This is a genomic window from Nesterenkonia sp. PF2B19 (assembly GCF_001758425.2).
In the GTDB taxonomy this organism is placed as follows: Bacteria; Actinomycetota; Actinomycetes; order Actinomycetales; family Micrococcaceae; genus Nesterenkonia; species Nesterenkonia aethiopica.
On record NZ_MDSS02000003.1, the window covers coordinates 1 to 17467 of the forward strand.

At 66.3% G+C, this 17467-nt stretch carries 18 protein-coding genes and 1 pseudogene; 17 read left to right on the plus strand and 2 right to left on the minus strand.

The genetic code is table 11. The features are described 5' to 3' along the window. A pseudogene (locus tag BCY76_RS18435) lies at window positions 1-99 on the plus strand (IS5/IS1182 family transposase); the annotation flags it as partial. Here the strand turns inward: BCY76_RS18435 and BCY76_RS01195 are convergent. Further along, complete coding sequence (locus BCY76_RS01195) at window positions 85-564, minus strand: FAD-dependent oxidoreductase (RefSeq protein ID WP_083277252.1); 480 nt, start codon at window positions 562-564, stop codon at window positions 85-87. The pseudogene BCY76_RS18435 and the gene BCY76_RS01195 overlap by 15 nt on opposite strands. Then, window positions 561-1088, minus strand: coding sequence for a TetR/AcrR family transcriptional regulator (locus tag BCY76_RS01200; protein WP_237089894.1), 528 nt, complete (start codon window positions 1086-1088; stop codon window positions 561-563). The genes BCY76_RS01195 and BCY76_RS01200 overlap by 4 nt, the downstream gene beginning before the upstream one ends. 277 nt (window positions 1089-1365) lie before the next feature. Here BCY76_RS01200 and BCY76_RS01205 point away from each other — a divergent pair, with 277 nt between their 5' ends. The 16 genes from BCY76_RS01205 to BCY76_RS01280 all read left to right on the plus strand — a co-directional run bounded on the left by BCY76_RS01205 (window position 1366) and on the right by BCY76_RS01280 (window position 17428). Further along, window positions 1366-2922, plus strand: coding sequence for an MFS transporter (locus tag BCY76_RS01205; protein WP_070158678.1), 1557 nt, complete (start codon window positions 1366-1368; stop codon window positions 2920-2922). 62 nt (window positions 2923-2984) lie between these two features. Continuing rightward, entirely contained in the window at window positions 2985-3197 is a 213-nt protein-coding gene (locus tag BCY76_RS01210) for a heavy-metal-associated domain-containing protein (RefSeq protein WP_070158679.1), read from the plus strand. Between the two features lie 174 nt (window positions 3198-3371). Continuing rightward, window positions 3372-4187: a heavy-metal-associated domain-containing protein gene (locus tag BCY76_RS01215; RefSeq protein WP_237089895.1), complete on the plus strand. Its 816-nt coding sequence runs from the start codon at window positions 3372-3374 to the stop codon at window positions 4185-4187. Next, window positions 4177-6519: a heavy metal translocating P-type ATPase gene (locus tag BCY76_RS01220; protein WP_085437067.1), complete on the plus strand. Its 2343-nt coding sequence runs from the start codon at window positions 4177-4179 to the stop codon at window positions 6517-6519. Before BCY76_RS01215 ends, BCY76_RS01220 begins: the two co-directional genes overlap by 11 nt. Before the next feature lie 45 nt (window positions 6520-6564). Next, window positions 6565-6831: a YHS domain-containing protein gene (locus BCY76_RS01225; protein ID WP_070158680.1), complete on the plus strand. Its 267-nt coding sequence runs from the start codon at window positions 6565-6567 to the stop codon at window positions 6829-6831. 147 nt (window positions 6832-6978) lie between these two features. Beyond that, a complete protein-coding gene (locus tag BCY76_RS01230) occupies window positions 6979-7575 on the plus strand; it encodes a YdhK family protein (protein ID WP_070158681.1) in 597 nt (198 codons plus the stop codon). A gap of 52 nt (window positions 7576-7627) precedes the next feature. Further along, window positions 7628-9787, plus strand: coding sequence for a heavy metal translocating P-type ATPase (locus BCY76_RS01235; RefSeq protein ID WP_083277253.1), 2160 nt, complete (start codon window positions 7628-7630; stop codon window positions 9785-9787). Window positions 9788-9816: 29 nt separating this feature from the next. Then, window positions 9817-10134 carry a metal-sensitive transcriptional regulator gene (locus BCY76_RS01240; protein ID WP_083277254.1) on the plus strand — a complete coding sequence of 106 codons (318 nt, stop codon included), beginning with the start codon at window positions 9817-9819 and terminating at the stop codon, window positions 10132-10134. Window positions 10135-10380: 246 nt separating this feature from the next. After that, window positions 10381-11283, plus strand: coding sequence for a helix-turn-helix transcriptional regulator (locus BCY76_RS01245; RefSeq protein WP_070158682.1), 903 nt, complete (start codon window positions 10381-10383; stop codon window positions 11281-11283). 240 nt (window positions 11284-11523) lie between these two features. Continuing rightward, window positions 11524-12531: an ArdC-like ssDNA-binding domain-containing protein gene (locus BCY76_RS01250; RefSeq protein ID WP_237089896.1), complete on the plus strand. Its 1008-nt coding sequence runs from the start codon at window positions 11524-11526 to the stop codon at window positions 12529-12531. 91 nt (window positions 12532-12622) lie between these two features. Beyond that, window positions 12623-13534, plus strand: a complete 912-nt coding sequence (locus tag BCY76_RS01255; RefSeq protein WP_070158713.1) for a bifunctional DNA primase/polymerase — start codon at window positions 12623-12625, stop codon at window positions 13532-13534. Continuing rightward, on the plus strand, window positions 13531-14259 hold the full coding sequence (locus tag BCY76_RS01260; protein ID WP_170922545.1) for a DUF2637 domain-containing protein: 729 nt from the start codon (window positions 13531-13533) through the stop codon (window positions 14257-14259). The genes BCY76_RS01255 and BCY76_RS01260 overlap by 4 nt, the downstream gene beginning before the upstream one ends. After that, entirely contained in the window at window positions 14256-14675 is a 420-nt protein-coding gene (locus tag BCY76_RS18440) for a hypothetical protein (protein ID WP_083277256.1), read from the plus strand. Before BCY76_RS01260 ends, BCY76_RS18440 begins: the two co-directional genes overlap by 4 nt. Window positions 14676-14770: 95 nt before the next feature. Then, the gene (locus BCY76_RS01270; protein WP_070158684.1) at window positions 14771-15679 is read left to right on the plus strand and encodes a hypothetical protein; all 909 of its coding nucleotides are present in this window, start codon (window positions 14771-14773) and stop codon (window positions 15677-15679) included. Beyond that, window positions 15676-16689, plus strand: a complete 1014-nt coding sequence (locus BCY76_RS01275) for a ParB N-terminal domain-containing protein (protein WP_070158685.1) — start codon at window positions 15676-15678, stop codon at window positions 16687-16689. The genes BCY76_RS01270 and BCY76_RS01275 overlap by 4 nt, the downstream gene beginning before the upstream one ends. A gap of 55 nt (window positions 16690-16744) precedes the next feature. After that, window positions 16745-17428, plus strand: a complete 684-nt coding sequence (locus tag BCY76_RS01280; RefSeq protein ID WP_070158686.1) for a hypothetical protein — start codon at window positions 16745-16747, stop codon at window positions 17426-17428. The last annotated feature ends 39 nt before the right edge of the window (window positions 17429-17467 follow it).

The window sequence follows — 17467 nt, forward strand, 5'->3', positions numbered from 1 at the left end:
ATCGCGACTCGCTATGACAAGCACGCGCTGACCTATCGCGCTGCTGTCGTCCTCAACGCGGTGATCGCCTGGACCGCACATTTGTCAGACATGCCCTAGGCCGCCACCGAGGATCAGGACCCGCACCGGGTGAGTAGTGGCGAGGAAGTCGCGCACGCGGACGGCGTCGGCGAGGGAGTGCAGGGTCGTCAGGCGGCCTGCGTCGGTCGCTTGGTCGCGCCCGATGATCGTCTCGTCCAGGTGGCGGGGCCGGCTACCGGTGGCGATGATCACTGCTTCGAATTTCTCGCTTCGACCGGAGTTGAAGTGGACTCGTCGCGAGCGGGGGTCGAGACCACGTGCGGTGTCGGCGCGGAGGGGGACGGCGGCGTCGGGCAGTGCGATCTGATCGGGGTCGAGCAGTCCGATGGCCACACCCTTGTTGACCAAGGTTCGGTTGTACGGCCGTTCTCCGGTACGTGTGAATACTTGGACCGCGACATCAACACCGGAGGCGTGCAGGGTACGGGCAGCGGCGGTCCCGGCCGCACCGGCACCAATGACGGCGACCGTGAGGGGACTCATTGCGGGTCGACCTCGTTGGTGGTCGCGGTGAAGGCGGGCAGCAGGATCGCCTCGATGAACCACGGGGCGTCATCGGGATCAAGGCGCCCGGTGCGCACCTCCTCGGCGGCGCCGTTGAGCACGACGTGGGTGGTGGTGAGTAGCCACGTCACTGGCAGGTCGCTGCGGAAGGCACCCTCGCGCTGGCCGCGTAGCAGCAGGCCCCGCATGCGCGCCTCGGCCTTCTCGTGCAGCTCGCGGATCCGAGCTGCCGACAGCTCCTTCTGCGCAGTGGCCAGCAGGGCTCGGGACTGGTCAACGAACACCCAGCTGGAGGAGACGAGGCGCTCGAACGCCGCCCGCGCATCGCCGTCCAGTGGCACTTCGCTGAGCACGTCTTCGGCGCGTTCGAGGCTCTCGACAAGCGCGGCCTCGATCAGTTCGGCTCGGGTCTGGAAGTGCCCGTACAGCGTCATCCTGCCCACTCCCGCCTCGGCGGCGATGTCGGCGACCGAGGCGTCGGGATTCTTGCGGATCGCGGTCACGGTCGCGGTCAGGATCTTCGCCCGGTTGCGCTGCGCGTCCGCGCGCTGATTGGCCGCGCGCGGCGTCGGCGCAGAACCAGGTTGACGGCTGTGGGCCTCGGTGTCCCTCTTAGTCGGCATGCTCCACCTTATAACTCGTACGGGAATGCATGAGATAGTGTAGCCGTTGTATCTCGTACATGCATGACTGAGTTACGGAGACCGCGCCAGGAGAGGCGTCGGCCGAGAGGAGTGGCAAGACCATGACGACGACACGCGCAAGCATCGGAGGCGAGTCATGACCGGTGCACCAGCCCAGGCGCCCAGAGCGAGCGCACGACAGTGGTGGGGCCTGGCGGTCCTGGTGACGCCTTCGACGCTGCTGTTCATGATGTTGACGATCTTGTTCCTCGCGGCGCCGCAAATGGCCGCGGACCTGAACCCATCGAGCACCCAGCTGTTGTGGATTCTCGATATCTACGGGTTCGTGATGGCCGGGTTCCTGGTCGCGATGGGTGTGCTCGGTGACCGGGTGGGCAAGCGCCTACTGATGGTCATCGGTGCGATCTTGTTCGCAGTAATCTCTATTGCCGCATCGCTCACCACGGTTCCTGAGCTGATGATCCTCTGGCGGGCCATCTTGGGTCTGGCGGCGGCGATGATGATCCCCGCCACCCTGGGTCTGATCTTCGTACTGTTCGCGGACGCGAAACAGCGCGGCATGGCGATCGGAGTGTGGGCCGGCGGCATCTCCGCCGGCGTCGCCCTCGGACCGTTGCTCTCCGGTCTGCTGTTGGAGGGCTTCGGCTGGCAGGCCACCTTCCTGGTCGCGGTGCCGATCATGGCGTTGGTGGTCATCGGCGCTCCATTGCTGCTGCCCGAACACAAGGACTCCTCCGCGCGCATCGATCTGTTCTCGGCTCTCCTGCTGGTCGCAGGGCTGCTTGCGATCATCTACGGCATCAAGCGCTTCGCCGCCCAGGAGCCGGCCGGGCCCTCGATCGCCTTGCTGGTGGTCGGCGCAGTGGTCGGACTGTGGTTCGTGGTCCGTCAACTGCGAGCTGAGAAGCCGCTGCTGGATGTGCGGCTGTTCGCCAACCGCACCGTCTCCGGAGCGCTCGCGGTGTTCTTGCTCTCCGCTGCTGCCCTGGGCGGGGTGTACTCGCTGTTCACCCAGTACCTCCAGCAGGTCCAAGAGCTGTCGCCCTTGCAGGCAGGGTTCTCGATCCTGCCCGCCGCCGCCGTGTTGATCGTCGTAGCGACGCTCTCCCCGGTCCTGGCCCGCAGATTTCGCCCCGGCAATGTGATCGCCGTCGGCCTGCTGACCCAGGTGGTCGGCTATGTGCTGTTCACCCAGCTCGACGCCGGCACGGGTCTCGCGCTGGTGATCGCCAGCTTCGCGATCACCTATCCCGGCGTCGCACCTTCGATGGCCCTGACGACCGACCTGGTGGTCAGCTCAGTGCCACCTCAGAAGGCCGGCGGAGCCTCTGGGCTGGCGACCACCGCGAACGACCTGGGCATCTCCCTGGGTGTCGCAGTCATCGGCAGCGTGGGAATCGCCGCCTACCGAAGCCAGATCGGCGCTCTACTGCCCGATGGGCTGCCGGCCGATTCTGCCGCGGCGGCATCGGACAGCGTCGATGGCGCGATGGCAGCGGCAGCCGACCTCCCCGGAACCCTCGGCGAGTCGCTGGTGAATGCGGCCCAAGAGGCCTTCACCGGCGGGCTGAACACCGCCGCGATCGTCTCAGTGGTCATCGCCGCGCTGGCCGCGATCATCGCCGCCACCCGGCTGCGTCATGTGCGCCCCACGGGTGAGGCGCCACAAGAGGCCGCAGCCACATCCGATTGACCTATACCCCCCATGGGTATACGGTGGACATCAAGTCGTACACGAGTGAAGGAGTTACAAGCATGGCGACCACGACCGAGTACCAGGTGACCGGGATGACCTGTGGGCACTGCGAGGGTGCGATCCGCAGCGAGGTCTCGGAGATCGACGGCGTCATCGGCATCGACGTCAGCGCTCAGACCGGCCGTCTAGCGGTTACCGCCGACCAGCCGGTCGACGATGCTGCGGTGATCGCCGCGGTCGATGAGGCCGGCTACACGGCCGTCAGGAGCTGAGCATGAAGGCCCCTGCGCGACTCGGCCTATACGGGCTGATCCTCGTGACCCGTGTTCGCCGTGGCTGGATTCACGGCGAACGCGGTCATCGACGAGGACACCGTGCAGGCGTGGGTGGAAGAGACACCCGAAGATCACCACGGAGCGGACGGACACAGCACAGGAGGAGATGACATGAGCAGCGGCGGCCACGCTGGCCACGAGGCTGCTACGGCCTCGCTAGGCCTCGGCCTGGCCCAGGACGGATATCAACTCACACAGGTATCCGCCCCGACTCAAACCGGTGCCGAGGGCGAGCTGTCGCTAACGGTGACTGGACCCGATGGAAACCCGGTGACCGATTTCACCCTCGACCACGAGCAAGAGATGCACCTGATCGCCGTCCGGACTGATGGGCAGCAGTTTCGCCACGTCCACCCCGAACGGGATGAGGCTGGCAGGTGGTCCATCCCTTGGCAGTGGGAGACCGCAGGCAGCTACCGCGTCTTTGCTGACTTCGTACCCGAAGAGACCGGCGAAGGCATGACGCTGTCGACCACAGTTCAGGTTGCCGGCGACTACGATCCGGTACCCGCGGAGCAGCCGGTCACCCAGACCACTGTCAACGACTTCGATGTCGAGGTGACAGGCGATCTGGTGGCCGGTGAAGCCTCCGAGCTGACCATGACCATCAGCCGTGACGGTGATCCAGTCACCGAACTGGAGCCCTACCTGGGAGCCTTCGGCCACTTGGTGGCCCTGCGCGACGGCGACCTGGGCTACCTGCACGTCCATCCGCACGGCGATGCGCCCGAGGCCGGTGAGACCTCCGGGCCGGAGATCGTCTTCGAGGCCACCGCGCCCACACCAGGTCGGTACCTACTGTTCCTGGACTTCCAGGTCGACGGCGACGTGCACACGGCCCCGCTGGTCGTCGAGACCACCAGCAGCACCGACTCCGGCGACGCTGGCCAGGCCGACAACGAGGAAGGAGAGGACCATGACCACTGAGAACTCCAGCGCACACGACATCAGCACTGGCGTGAACCTCACTGGTGTTGAGTTGAAGATCGGTGGCATGACCTGCGCCTCATGCGCGAATCGGATCGAGAAGAAGCTCAACAAGCTCGACGGCGTCGAGGCCAGCGTGAACTACGCGACCGAGAAGGCCAGCGTCACCGCCCCCGCCGACTACGACCCGGGCCTGCTGATCGCCGAGGTCGAGAAGACCGGCTACACCGCTGAACTGCCCACGCCCAAGGGCGGCAAGCCCAGCACGGCCGATGAGGGTGAGTCGCGTGAGGATGCCGAGATCCGGGTGCTCAAGCAGCGATTGATCGGTGCGGCGATCCTGGCGGTGCCGGTGATCCTGATGGCGATGATCCCGGCCCTGCAGTTCGACTTCTGGGGCTTTGCCTCTCTCGCGTTGGCCGCCCCGGTGGTGGTGTGGGCCGGCTGGCCTTTCCATAAGGCTGCCTGGGCGAATTTCAAGCATGGCGCGGCGACCATGGACACCTTGATCTCGGTGGGCACCAGTGCCGCGCTGATCTGGTCACTGGTCGCGCTGTTCTTCGGCACCGCCGGGGACCGCGGGGTGGTCCACCCCTTCGAGCTGACCATCTCCCGCACCGACGGACTGGGGCACATCTACCTGGAGGTCGCCGCCGGGGTGATCACCTTCGTCCTGCTGGGCCGCTACTTCGAGAAGACCTCCAAACGTCAAGCCGGAGCAGCCCTGCGGGCCCTGATGGAGCTGGGCGCCAAGGAAGTCTCGATCCTGCGCAACGGCAACGAAGAGCGCGTCTCCATCGACGAGCTCAACGTTGACGACGAGTTCGTGGTCCGCCCGGGCGAGAAGATCGCCACCGACGGGGTGATCAGCTCCGGCAGTTCCGCCATCGATGCCTCGATGCTCACTGGTGAATCCGTGCCCGTGGAAGTCTCCGAGGGCGTCGCTGTCGCCGGTGCCACGGTCAATGCCGGCGGTCGGCTGGTGGTGCGGGCCACCCGGGTGGGCTCGGATACCCAGCTGGCGCAGATGGCCAAGATGGTCGAGGACGCCCAGTCCGGCAAGGCCGAGATCCAGCGCCTGGTCGACCGGGTCTCCGGTGTGTTCGTGCCGATCGCGATCGCGGTGGCCGTCGCCGCCCTGGGCGCATGGCTGATGGCCGGGTTCCCGGTCAGTGCAGCCTTCACCGCCACCGTGGCCGTGCTGATCATCGCCTGCCCGTGCGCCATGGGACTGGCCGCACCGACCGCACTACTGGTCGGCACCGGACGCGGAGCCCAGATGGGTGTTCTCATCAAGGGCCCTGAGGTGCTGGAATCCACCCGGAAGGTCGACACCATCGTGCTGGACAAGACCGGCACCGTCACCACCGGGAAGATGACCCTGACCGATGCCATCACTGCCGACGGGGTGAGTCGCGAAGAGCTGCTGAGGATCGCTGGCGGCTTGGAGGACTACTCCGAGCACCCCATCGCCCAGGCCATTGCCGCCGGGGCCACCGCCGAGGTCGGCGACCTCCCCACCCCGGAGTCTTTCGAGAACATCGAGGGCAAGGGCGTGCAGGGAGTCGTCGATGGTCATGCCGTGGTTGCCGGTCGCGAAACGTTGCTGGCTGACTGGTCGATGCCCCTCGATGAGGACCTTAAATCTGCCAAGCGGGCCGCTGAGACGGAGGGCAAGACTGCGATCACGGTCGGCTGGGACGGCCAGGCGCGAGGCGTGCTGGTGGTCTCCGATCAGATCAAGCCCACCTCTGCTGAGGCGATCAGCCAGTTCAAGGACCTCGGCCTGACCCCGGTGCTGCTGACCGGAGACAACCAGACGGTGGCCGAGCAGGTCGCCGCCGAGGTCGGCATCGACCAGGTGATTGCCGAGGTGCTCCCCAAGGACAAGGTCGACGTGGTCGCCCGCCTCCAAGGTGAGGGAAAGGTGGTGGCGATGGTCGGTGACGGCGTCAACGACGCCCCCGCCCTGGCCCAGTCCGATCTGGGCCTGGCGATGGGCACCGGCACCGATGTCGCCATCGAGGCCGCCGATATCACCTTGGTCCGCGGCGACCTGCGGGCTGCGGCGGATGCGATCCGCCTGGCACGCCGGACCCTGCGCACGATCAAGCAGAACCTGTTCTGGGCCTTCGGCTACAACAGCGCTGCCATCCCGATCGCCGCCTTCGGCCTGCTCAACCCCATGCTCGCCGGTGCCGCCATGGCCTTCTCCAGTGTCTCGGTGGTCTCCAACAGCCTCAGGTTGCGCAGGTTCAAGGCGAAGGCTGACAACCAAGCGGCCCCCGCCGCCAGTGCTGCCACACCTGCACGTGAGCCAGCTCGCGTGTGAGAAGAACCCAACTGTCATCAACCCCCAGAAAGGACACCATCCACGATGACTGCACACGACAACCACAACCACGGAGTTGAACCCGCCTCGGGCGGCTGCGGCGGGCACGCACCAAAGGCTGACGACTTGGCCACCGCGAACAGCGACGATGTCACCGAGTGCCTGGTGATGCCTGGTACCCCGGTCATCAAGACCCAGGCCGAAGAGGCGGGCCTCTACCGCGATTATCGCGGTGAACGCTACTGGTTCTGCTGTGCGGCCTGCGGACCCTTGTTCGACGCAGATCCGGACCGTTACGCCAACGCCGCCTAGGTAACCACCACCAAGAGGTTCCGCGCCCGCGTGAGCACACCTCGGAGCGGGCGCGGAACCGACACCTCCATACCACCGCAGACGCGCCGGAGGTCAGACCAGAGTCCACACATGGCGCCCGTGCGATGTGAACCGAAGGAGAACCCCATGACCAAACGGCTAACACTCACCCTGGGGACAGCAGTCTTCAGCGCAACACTTTTCCTGGCTGGCTGCGCCACTGACAGCGAGCCTGACCCGAGCGACACCTCGGCCGAACATCAGGATCACGGTGAGAACTCCGAGGAAGCCGAGGACGGTCACGAGCACATGGACCACCCCGCAGACGGCGGCCCCGTGCCCGAAGGCATGACCGAGGCCACCGACCCCGAGTACCAAGTCGGCGACGAGGTCACGCTGACGGCTGACCATATGCCCGGCATGGACGGAGCTACGGCGACGATCGTCGGGGCCTACGACACCTACACCTACTCCGTCGATTACACCCCCACCACCGGAGGCGACCCGGTCACCGATCACAGGTGGGTTGTTCACGAAGAGATCGAGGACGTCGGTGACCAGCGACTCGAGGACGGCACCGAAGTCACGCTGGCTGCCGCTCACATGGAAGGCATGGACGGAGCCACCGCCACGATCTTCTCCTCGACCGAGGAGACCGTCTACGTCGTCGACTTCGAAGCTGACGGCATGACCATGACCAACCACAAGTGGGTCGTCGAATCCGAGATCGAACCCACTAGCTGACCAGCCCCACGATCAGCCGAAGGTAGAACCGAGCAGGAGACCCGAGACCGGTATGAACAACACACACAATGCCCACCATCATCATGGCCACGCCGGCGGGCACATCAAGCAGGAGGACCGGTCGACGCACCACCAGCCTGACAAGCACGATGGTCACCACGACCACCACGGGCATGGTGGACATGACCATCACGCCGGCCACGGCGGGCACGAGGGTCATGGTGATCACGTCGGTCAGTTCCGCCGCCTGTTCTGGATCATGCTGGTCCTGGCGGTCCCGGTGGTGGGGTTCAACGAGATGTTCGCCCACCTGGTCGGCTACCACCTGCCCGACGCCGAGTGGGTGTGGTGGGTCTCCCCGATCCTGGGCACCGTCATCTACTTCTGGGGCGGATGGCCCTTCCTGACCGGCGCGCTCTCAGAGATCCGCTCTCGCAAGCCCGGGATGATGCTGCTGATCGGGCTGGCGATCACGGTGGCGTTCATCGCCTCGTGGGGCGCGAGCCTGCACATCCTGGATCATGAGCTGAACTTCTGGTGGGAGCTGGCCCTGCTGGTGGTCATCATGCTGCTGGGCCACTGGATCGAGATGCGCTCCCTGGCCCAGACCACCTCGGCACTCGATTCGCTGGCCGCGTTGCTGCCCGACGAGGCGGAGAAGGTCGAGGGCGAGAACGTCGTCAAGGTCGCTCCTGCCGATCTGGCGGTCGGCGATGTGGTGATCGTCCGTCCCGGTGCCTCGGTGCCGGCCGACGGGAAGATCGTCGATGGCAGCGCGTCCATGGACGAGTCGATGATCACCGGTGAGTCCAAGCCGGTGCGACGCGACACCGGGGACCACGTGGTGGCGGGCACCGTCGCGACCGATTCCGGGCTGCGGGTCGAGGTCTCGGCCATCGGTGAGGACACCTCTCTGGCCGGTATCCAGAAGCTCGTCGCCGATGCGCAGGCCTCCTCGTCGCGGGCCCAGCGCATTGCCGATACCGCAGCTGCCTGGTTGTTCTGGTTCGCCCTCGGGGCCGCGGCGATCACCGCGGTCGTCTGGACCCTGCTCGGAGTCCCCGATGCCGCGGTGGTGCGCACCATCACCGTGCTGGTCATCGCCTGCCCCCACGCCCTGGGGCTGGCGATCCCACTCGTCGTGTCCATCGCTACTGAGCGTGCAGCCCGCGGCGGCGTGCTGGTCAAGGACCGGCTCGCCCTGGAATCCATGCGCACCGTCGATGCGGTGCTCTTCGACAAGACCGGCACCCTGACCAAGGGCGAACCCACTGTCACCGGCATCGAACCCGTCGCGGGCTGGGAGGAAGACCAGGTGCTCGCACTGGCCGCGGCCGCCGAAGCCGACAGCGAACACCCCCTGGCCCGCGCCATCACCGGAGCCGCCAGCACCAAGGACCTCCGGGTGCCGCCGGCTCAGGACTTCTCCTCCTCCCCGGCCGTCGGGGTCAGGGCCACGGTCGACGACATGACCATCGAGGTCGGTGGTCCCTACCTTCTCGAGCAGCACTCCAACGCAGAGTTGCCGATCGCCGACCAGTGGCGCGAGGAAGGCGCAATCATCCTGCATGTCCTGGCTGATGGGCAGATCATCGGGGCGCTGCGCCTCGCCGATGAGATCCGGCCAGAATCCCGTGATGCCGTGGATGCACTGCACGCAGCAGGAGCTCAGGTCGTCATGATCACCGGCGACGCCCAAGCCGTCGCCGACACCGTGGCTCTTGAACTGGGCATAGACCGTGTCTTCGCTGGTGTTCGTCCCGAGGATAAGGCTGCCAAAGTCGCCGAACTCCAAGACGAAGGGAAGAAGGTGGCCATGGTCGGCGACGGCGTCAACGACGCCCCGGCCCTGGCCCAGGCGGACGTCGGCATCGCCATCGGAGCCGGCACCGATGTGGCCATCGGCTCAGCCGGGGTCATCCTCGCCTCCTCAGATCCGCGCTCGGTGCTCTCAGTCATCGACCTGTCCCGAGCCAGCTACCGCAAGATGAAGCAGAACCTCTGGTGGGCCGCCGGATACAACCTCGCCGCCGTGCCCCTGGCCGCAGGAGTCCTCGCACCCATCGGGTTCGTGCTGCCCATGAGCATCGGCGCGATCCTCATGTCAGTTTCCACGGTCGTCGTGGCGCTCAACGCCCAACTGCTACGCCGCCTCGACCTCGCACCCAAAGCGAGCACCAGCAAATTCCTCGACCGCTCCGCCCAGGGATAACCGGCAGAACCGAGAAGGCAGGCACGACAGTGACAACCACACCGCAGACACCACCGCTCGCAACCTCGCGCGGCTACATCAGCGACAAAGACCGCTACCTCGCCCGGCTCAAACGTATCGAGGGGCAAACCCGGGGTATCAACCGGATGATTGCAGAAGATACCTACTGCATCGAAGTACTCACCCAGATCAGCGCGGTCACCGCTGCGCTGGAGAACGTCGCCCTCGGACTGCTCGACGAACACCTGAAACATTGCGTAGTCGGAGCGATCCAAGACGGCGGCACAGGAGCCGAGGGAAAGATCCGCGAGGCGTCTGCGGCCATCGCGCGCCTGGTGCGCTCCTGACAGGGCCACTCACATGGGAATTGTGATCCAGAACCTTAAGACACTTCTTGGACCAAGCGAAACAGAGCTTGTGGTCCATCGCTGCTGTCGAGCGATCCGGTGGACAGTAAAACTCCGAATTTTTCACGGAACTCGAAGCCGATGAAGGACGGCGCGGTGATGAACGGTCGTTCCACCATCGGCCAACCTACGCGAGGTGTGCCAGCGGTAGCGACGAGCTGACCGTCAGGCGAAACGAGACACGGCATGAGTCTGTACGGTCCGTTGGTAGCACGCACGAAGGCCGTGCATGCTCCCATCGCGCCGGTGGCTTACGACTGTGTAAAGCTGATCTTCGTTCGAGATGGTTCAGCGGTGCTGCTCAGCGAGTTCGGCGAGAAGCCCGTCAGGGTGGGCGACGTGATCGCGCTCGGCGCCAGCACCCTGTGCGGAAGCGAACCCGAAGGATCGGCGACCGTCACCACTCTCTACCTCGACCGCGACTACGTTGTGGATCAGATTTTCTGGCAGCACGCGGCCTTGTTGTCCGACCGACTGGACGCAAAAGACCTCGCCGAGGACCTGTACTCCGAGCCGGCGCAGATACTACGACTCGGCGAGAACCGGGCGGGGATGCTCACGCCATGGCTCGATGAGCTGGTCTGCCTTACTCTCGATGGTCCTTGCCCAAAGCGGTTCTACCGAATGCAGGCACTGCTGTTCGCAATCCTCGATGTGGTGATGCCGTATGTGAGTACGACACCGACACGACGCTCACACTCACAGCGAAGAACCACCATTTCCTCCCGACCGGGCGAGCAGCGGTTCGCACCACTGAGGGACGAGGCCCGACAGGCCGCAGAACTGCTGCGCAGCGCACCAGCCGCACGGTGGACCTTAAACCGGCTCGCGGAGTCGGTGCACCTATCACCCTCACAGCTGGGCCGTGTCTTCGCAGAGGCCTACGGCAAGAGCCCCATGTCCTATCTCGCCACAGTACGCGCCGAGGGCCTGGCGAGGCTGCTGCGCGAGACAGACCTGCCAATCACAGAGGCGATGGAACAGGTCGGTTGGCGCAGCCGGGGACACGCTGCCCGGACGTTCAGCCAGGCCCTCGGCGTCACCCCCTCGCGCTATCGCGAACTGGCCCGTCAGAGAGCTGCCGCCTGATTCTCGAAGATTCAGATCGCCGCATCGACGGTACGAGAATCCGCATCGTGACCCGTCGGAGTCCCCGCGGCAGGGAAAGTCTGGTAGTCCGGTGGGGACTCGTCGGGTTCACTGCTGTTCCTGACGGTCACCGTTGCTGTTCCGTTGTCCGTCTCGTCTTGCTGGTGATCCTGTCGCACCTGATAGGCACCGAGCCCGGTTGGTGGGTCCGGTGCTCAGGGTAACGGGAGGAGCCCAGCGATGGCCACGGCACGTAAGGACGCGCAGGCTGCGCGTGAGGCGCGGCTCGATGAGCTGCACGAGCGCCTGACGGGTGCGGTGGAACAGCTCGTCTCGGGTGAGGACTGGGCCCGCGCGCTCGCGTTCGCCGCACGGTTCAGGACCAGATCGTTCTCGAACTCGGTGCTCATCTGGGAACAACACCAAGGTGCCTATGGGGCCGGCCTGGTGTCCGCACCTTTCCCGTCCTATGTCGCGGGGTACCGGCAGTGGCAGGGGCTGAGCAGGCAGGTGCAGAAGGGGCAGCCGGGGTATCAGATTCTCGCGCCGGTCACCGGACGCTTCGCCTCATCGAACCCTGCCGATGCGGAGTCATGGCGGCGCCTGAGCAAGGGTGAGAAACCGCGTTCCGGTGAGGTCGTGCGCACCAAAATGGTCGGCGTCCGCCCTGCCTATGTATGGGACGCAAGCCAGACCGTCGGAGAGCCGATCCCCGAACCTCCGTCGCCGACGCTGCTGGAAGGCCAGGCACCGGCCGGGCTCTGGGACGGTCTGGCCAAACAGGTCGAGGCTGCGGGGTTCTCCGTGGTGCGGGTGCCGCACGAGGGGCTGATTGATGGCGCGAACGGGATGACCGACTACGCGGCGAACACGGTCGCGGTACGGGAGAACATGGACGCGGCCGCGCAGGTCAAGACCCTCGCCCACGAACTCGCCCATGTGGTCATGCACGGCCCCGATCAGGAAGATGCACGCCAGCATCGCGGGATCGGGGAGGTCGAAGCCGAGTCGGTCGCGCTGATGGTCGGGTCCGCCCACGGAATGGACACCAGCAGGTACACGATCCCGTACGTCTCAACCTGGGCCGCGCGGGTGGATGGTAAGGAACCGGTGGAGGTGGTCAAGGCCACCGGAGAGCGGGTCCGCAAGACCGCGCTGGCAATCCTGGATCAGCTCGACACGACCCAGGTCGGCAACGGCATCCCGCCAGGCTGGACCGCGGCACCCCCGCACAGACGCCTCAGATGACCGAACCACTTACTCGTGGTGAGCCGGCTCCACCACGGGAGCCAGCTGTCCGACCCGCCGCGACGCCAGCGTTCGAGGGGCGGGGCCTGTGATGAGCGAACGCGGTGTCGTCTCTTCGGTGTTGCTGCGGATGAACGGCGCGTGGCCGCTCTCGACAGCGGCGCGTGAGTTCGCTCGTGCGGGCGTGCCAGTGTTCCCGTGCGCTTCGTTCGGGAAGCGGCCGGCTACCGGGCACGGGTTTCACGACGCCACCACGAACCTCGACCAGATCGAGGCGTGGTGGCGACAGTCGCCGGGGGCCAACATCGGTGTGCCCACCGGTGCATCCTCCGGTGTCGTGGTGGTGGATGTTGATGTCCACGGACCCGTGAGCGGCTTTTCGGCGTTCGAGCGCGCCCACGACGCAGGCCTGGTGGGCGGCTGGCAACTCCTCGTGAGCACGCCTTCGGGTGGGATGCACGCCTACTACCCAGCCACACCCAGCGCAAAGCAGCGGTCGTGGCAGGCCGCCCGAGCCGGTGTGGATTTCCGTGGCGACGGTGGCTACATCATCGTGCCGCCCTCGGTCATCGGCGCCAACTCGGGCAGCGCGGGGTATCGGATGCGACGGATCAACACCGGCCGAGTCGAGTCGCTGGATTCGGATGGGTTGCGGGAGTTCCTCGACCCCCGGCCAGCGCCCGCTCCAAGACCAACCGGGCAGCTCACAGAAGTGAGTGCCGACCGGTTGGCGGCCTGGGTGGCTGATCGGGTGGAGGGTGAGCGTAACCGTGGCCTGTTCTGGGCCGCTTGCCGCTTGGCTGAAAGCGGGACCCCACCGGCCGACACGTATGCCGTCCTCGGTCCTGCGGCCGAACATGTGGGGCTGACGCAGCGGGAGGTCTCGGCGACGATCCGTTCGGCCTACCGCACCACACAGCCACAGCCGCGCACCTGGGCGAACAGTTACAACGAGGCGCCACGGCGAGCGCCGAGTCACACCGCGAAGCGGGTGTTGTCATGACGGCGGCGAGTACTGCTGTGGTGCGGCGTCGTGGTGGTCGCCTGGCTGTGGTCACTGCGGTGGCCGGGACGGTGCTGATTGCCCTGGGGGCGTTCTGGCTGTCCTTCACGGCCTTGGCTGATCTGGCCCGGCGTTCGGGGATCGAGGAGGGTCAGGCGTGGGCATGGCCGCTGATCGTGGACGGCATCATCGTCGTGGCCACCGTCTCCGTGGTGGCGCTGGCTGGTCAACGTGGTGCCTGGTATCCGTGGGCACTTCTTGCGGCAGGTGCGATCGTCTCGGTCACCGCCAACGCCCTGCACGCGGTGGTCGCCGCCGACGCCGACGTGCCCGGTGTGCTGGCCGCCTCCGTCGCGGCCGTCCCGCCTCTGGTGCTGCTGGCGATCACCCACCTGACCGTGATCCTCACCCGGCCCGTCCCGGAGCACGAAGACCCTCAACCGCTTGCACAGAATGCGGATGAGACCCGCAGCCAGGTCGAGCAAGAGTCTTTGCGGCCTGTTGCCTCCCGCGGGCGGGTGACGGTAGAGCAAGCCCGGACCGTTCCCGGCCCCCGGCGAGTCGAGCAGGACCGGCGTGACGTCGCCGCCGAATTGCGCGGACAGGGGTGGTCGAACAAGCGCATCGCCGGCCACCTCGGAGTGCATCCCTCCACGGTGGGCCGCTGGTTCACCACCGCGCACCTTCCCGATATCGACACCGTCGAGGAGGCGAAGAACCCATGAACACCAGTACCGAACGCGACCGGCAGCACCAGGAGCAACCGCTTGATCGCAGACCGCAGCGACCAGCGCAGCCCGAGACCGACCGCACGACTGTGGAGCCCACGGAAAAGTCGGGAACGCCAGAGGCGGTGCGGGTCGCGAAGATCGGTCAGGACCAGAAGACGCCGAAGATTCGCGGCCATCGGGCACCGGGGGTGGACTGGGTTCGACCCACCGACCTCATGGCGCGGCACAGCGCTGCCCTAGCGGGGCGGGGTATCGACTTCGAGGTAGAGCTGGCCCGCCGCTCCCGTGCGCCAGTGGCCGCCGGCATGAGAAGCGTCAGTGACAGGGCGCGCCGGTTGCCGCCGGTGTCGGCTTTCGGCCGAGGTGGCACCGCCCGTGCACCTGCGCGTCCTGCGGTCGGGATGAGTTGAGCAGGTGAGTGGACATGGACACCCCGACAACCAACCGCACGCAGATCAGAGCCGGGGAGTGCGTGTGCACCTGTCTGCCAGGAGGTGCCAAGACCATGACGACAACCACCGACACAGACACCGACCAGCACAACCCCGACGCCGGGCGTGATGAGGACTTCACCACCAGCAACGGACTTCGCGCGCTGCTAGTCCGGCTCCACACGACAGGCCCCGGTGCGTGGTTCCGTGATCTTGTTGCCTCCGAGTTGATGGCCTACGTCGCGCAGAAGTATGAGCCTCTCGCGCGCAAGCACGGCCTGGACCCCTGGGAGGCCGCGTCAGCGGCGTTCGATGTGATGCGCACCCGCTCTGTCCGCGAGGCACGCGATCCGTGGGCGGTCATCACGCACGCGGTGCGAATCACCTGCATCTTCGAAGAACGCGCCCAAGGACTGCTCTGCTCGGTCCACCAAGCACGCCGCCCGCACGTCTCGGCCTTCCACGATCCCGAGCGGTTCTCCGACCGAGAGAACCCGCTGAGCGACTACCACTCCGCCTTCCACGCAACGGACCACTCATCGGTCACCGATGACGAGGCAGACGTCGACGCGGACTCTCTGACGTCGCCAGCGTGCACCTCGACAGCCTCGGCCGTGGAAGACGCGATCGCGCTGTTCACGCTGCTCGACTGGCCCCCGACCACCGCACGTGCCGGCATCGAGCATGTGTGCGGGGTGCTGACCAAGACCGGCACCCGCCAGGCCGCCTACGAGGCACTGCGCCGGGACAAACACGCCCGCGCCCTTCTCGACATCCCCGGCCGGTCCTGGTCGGCGTTGCTGAAAGCACTGCTGGGTAACCCCCACCCCGCCTACGCCGCCACGAGCACCGGGCGGGGTGTGTTGTTGCGGTTGCTGATCGGTGAGTCCCTGCCGGTGCTGCTGCGCGATGACGATCTCATCCTGACCATCTCTCTGGCCGCCCCCAGTAGCCGAAGGACTGACGGGAGTGATCGGTCGTGAGTGCGACGGCGGGTTACATCGAGCTGGAACGCACCGTGGAGTCCATCAAAGTGGGGCGCCGGCATCGCACCGAGCTGGGCGACATCGAAAAGCTCGCCGTCTCCGTCGAGCGCGATGGCCTGTTGCAGCCGATCACGATCACCCCTGACGGGGTCCTGGTGTGCGGGGCACGCCGCTTGGCGGCCATTAGAGGGCTCGGCTGGCGCAAGGTCAACGTCTGGGTCCGCTCAGGGATCTCTGACCGCCTCGGGCACCTGTTGGCCGAGCAAGACGACAACGCTTTGCACAAGCCGTTGACTCAGACCGAGGCCGCCGCCCTCTACCGCGAACTGAAGGCACTCCTGCACGAAGACGCTGCCCGTCGCAAAGCCGCGACGCAGTTCAGCGCCGACAACCAACCTGGATCGGACGGTCCTGCAAATCTTGCAGGACCGTCACCCGGCCCTTTGGGCATAGCCCGCGAGCAAGCGGCGGCGATGATCCCCGGCGGTGCTTCCCATACCACGCTGGACAAGATCAGCTACCTGCAGAAGATCGCCGACGACCCAGCTCAACCCGCTGAGCTACGCGAAAGCGTCAACGCCGAGTTGCAACGCATCGATGCTGGCGCTCCGGTGCACCCGGTCTACGAAGCCATCCGCGCCGCGGCAAAGACAGCGCAGGAGAACCGGGAGGCGGACCTGCATCAGCTTGCCGCCGATGCCCTAACCCGCGCCAAGGACGCGAGAACCAAGAAGCGTGCGCCTCGCCCGAGGCCGGTGACCGGTGACGACGGGGCGCCGAAGCGCTATCCGGTGCGGGCGTTCGTACTCACCTGGGGTGAGCTGGTGGAGTGGTGGAGGCACTACGACGCCGAACAGCTCGCTGCTGAACTCACCGATGAGCAGGTCGCCTCCTTTCTGACAACAGCCGCCGGGACCAGTCGTTTCGCCGAAGAACTGCGCACCGCCAACGAGCACCAAGCCGACGACAAAGCGGTGCCTACACGCGGACATCTGCGCGCCCTCTGATCACTCCGCGTAGCAACGCCGCTCGCTTCTGGTGGCGGTGGTGCACCTGACGGGTATGAAGACTCCCGATCTCACTGAGCCCGGCACGCGCCGCCGACTCATCGCCGCCGGAGCTGGCGCGTTGATCGTGCTGCATGTGATCGGCACCGGCATCTACGGCCTGATCACCGGACCACCCAGCCACGATCGTGACAACAACACGCCCTCCGATCCGGTGGTGAGCGCACCGGCCGACCCGGCACCGACCGCGCCACCGCGACTGCCAGTGGTGCGTGCCTCAGCCGACCCAGAGTCCTTCGCCCGCAACGTCGCCACCTCGCTGTTCGCGTGGGACACCGCCTCGGGGTTCATGCTCCTGGACTACACCTTGGTGATCCTGGATGTCGGCGACCCCACCGGTGCCGAGCAAGCAGGTCTGGCGTCCGACGTTGCCGCCTACCTCCCGAATCAGCAGGCGTGGATCGAACTCAGGCAGTACGCCACCGCCCAGCACCTGACCATCGACAACGCGTTCGTTCCAGACGCGTGGGACACCGCCCTGGAACAGGCACAGCCGGGCCAGCTCGCCGAGGGCACGGTCGCGTACACGATCGAGGGCACCCGCCACCGCGAAGGCCTGTGGAACGACGAGCACGTCACCAGCGCCCATCCGGTCGCGTTCACGATGTTCATCGCCTGCCCACCAGAGCAGAACTGCCACCTGTTGCGGTTGTCCCAACTCGACAACCCCCTCCGATAGGCGCCGGAGGTGTGACTGGTGAAGAAGGCACTGCTCGTT

Excerpts from the sequence above, each read along its gene's own strand:
- BCY76_RS01195 (WP_083277252.1), bottom strand. The coding sequence starts at position 564 with ATGAGTCCCCTCACGGTCGCCGTCATTGGTGCCGGTGCGGCCGGGACC.
- BCY76_RS01205 (WP_070158678.1), top strand. The coding sequence starts at position 1,366 with ATGACCGGTGCACCAGCCCAGGCGCCCAGAGCGAGCGCACGACAGTGG.
- BCY76_RS01210 (WP_070158679.1), top strand. The coding sequence starts at position 2,985 with ATGGCGACCACGACCGAGTACCAGGTGACCGGGATGACCTGTGGGCAC.
- BCY76_RS01215 (WP_237089895.1), top strand. The coding sequence starts at position 3,372 with ATGAGCAGCGGCGGCCACGCTGGCCACGAGGCTGCTACGGCCTCGCTA.
- BCY76_RS01220 (WP_085437067.1), top strand. The coding sequence starts at position 4,177 with ATGACCACTGAGAACTCCAGCGCACACGACATCAGCACTGGCGTGAAC.
- BCY76_RS01225 (WP_070158680.1), top strand. The coding sequence starts at position 6,565 with ATGACTGCACACGACAACCACAACCACGGAGTTGAACCCGCCTCGGGC.
- BCY76_RS01230 (WP_070158681.1), top strand. The coding sequence starts at position 6,979 with ATGACCAAACGGCTAACACTCACCCTGGGGACAGCAGTCTTCAGCGCA.
- BCY76_RS01235 (WP_083277253.1), top strand. The coding sequence starts at position 7,628 with ATGAACAACACACACAATGCCCACCATCATCATGGCCACGCCGGCGGG.
- BCY76_RS01245 (WP_070158682.1), top strand. The coding sequence starts at position 10,381 with ATGAGTCTGTACGGTCCGTTGGTAGCACGCACGAAGGCCGTGCATGCT.
- BCY76_RS01250 (WP_237089896.1), top strand. The coding sequence starts at position 11,524 with ATGGCCACGGCACGTAAGGACGCGCAGGCTGCGCGTGAGGCGCGGCTC.
- BCY76_RS01255 (WP_070158713.1), top strand. The coding sequence starts at position 12,623 with ATGAGCGAACGCGGTGTCGTCTCTTCGGTGTTGCTGCGGATGAACGGC.
- BCY76_RS01260 (WP_170922545.1), top strand. The coding sequence starts at position 13,531 with ATGACGGCGGCGAGTACTGCTGTGGTGCGGCGTCGTGGTGGTCGCCTG.
- BCY76_RS18440 (WP_083277256.1), top strand. The coding sequence starts at position 14,256 with ATGAACACCAGTACCGAACGCGACCGGCAGCACCAGGAGCAACCGCTT.
- BCY76_RS01270 (WP_070158684.1), top strand. The coding sequence starts at position 14,771 with ATGACGACAACCACCGACACAGACACCGACCAGCACAACCCCGACGCC.
- BCY76_RS01280 (WP_070158686.1), top strand. The coding sequence starts at position 16,745 with ATGAAGACTCCCGATCTCACTGAGCCCGGCACGCGCCGCCGACTCATC.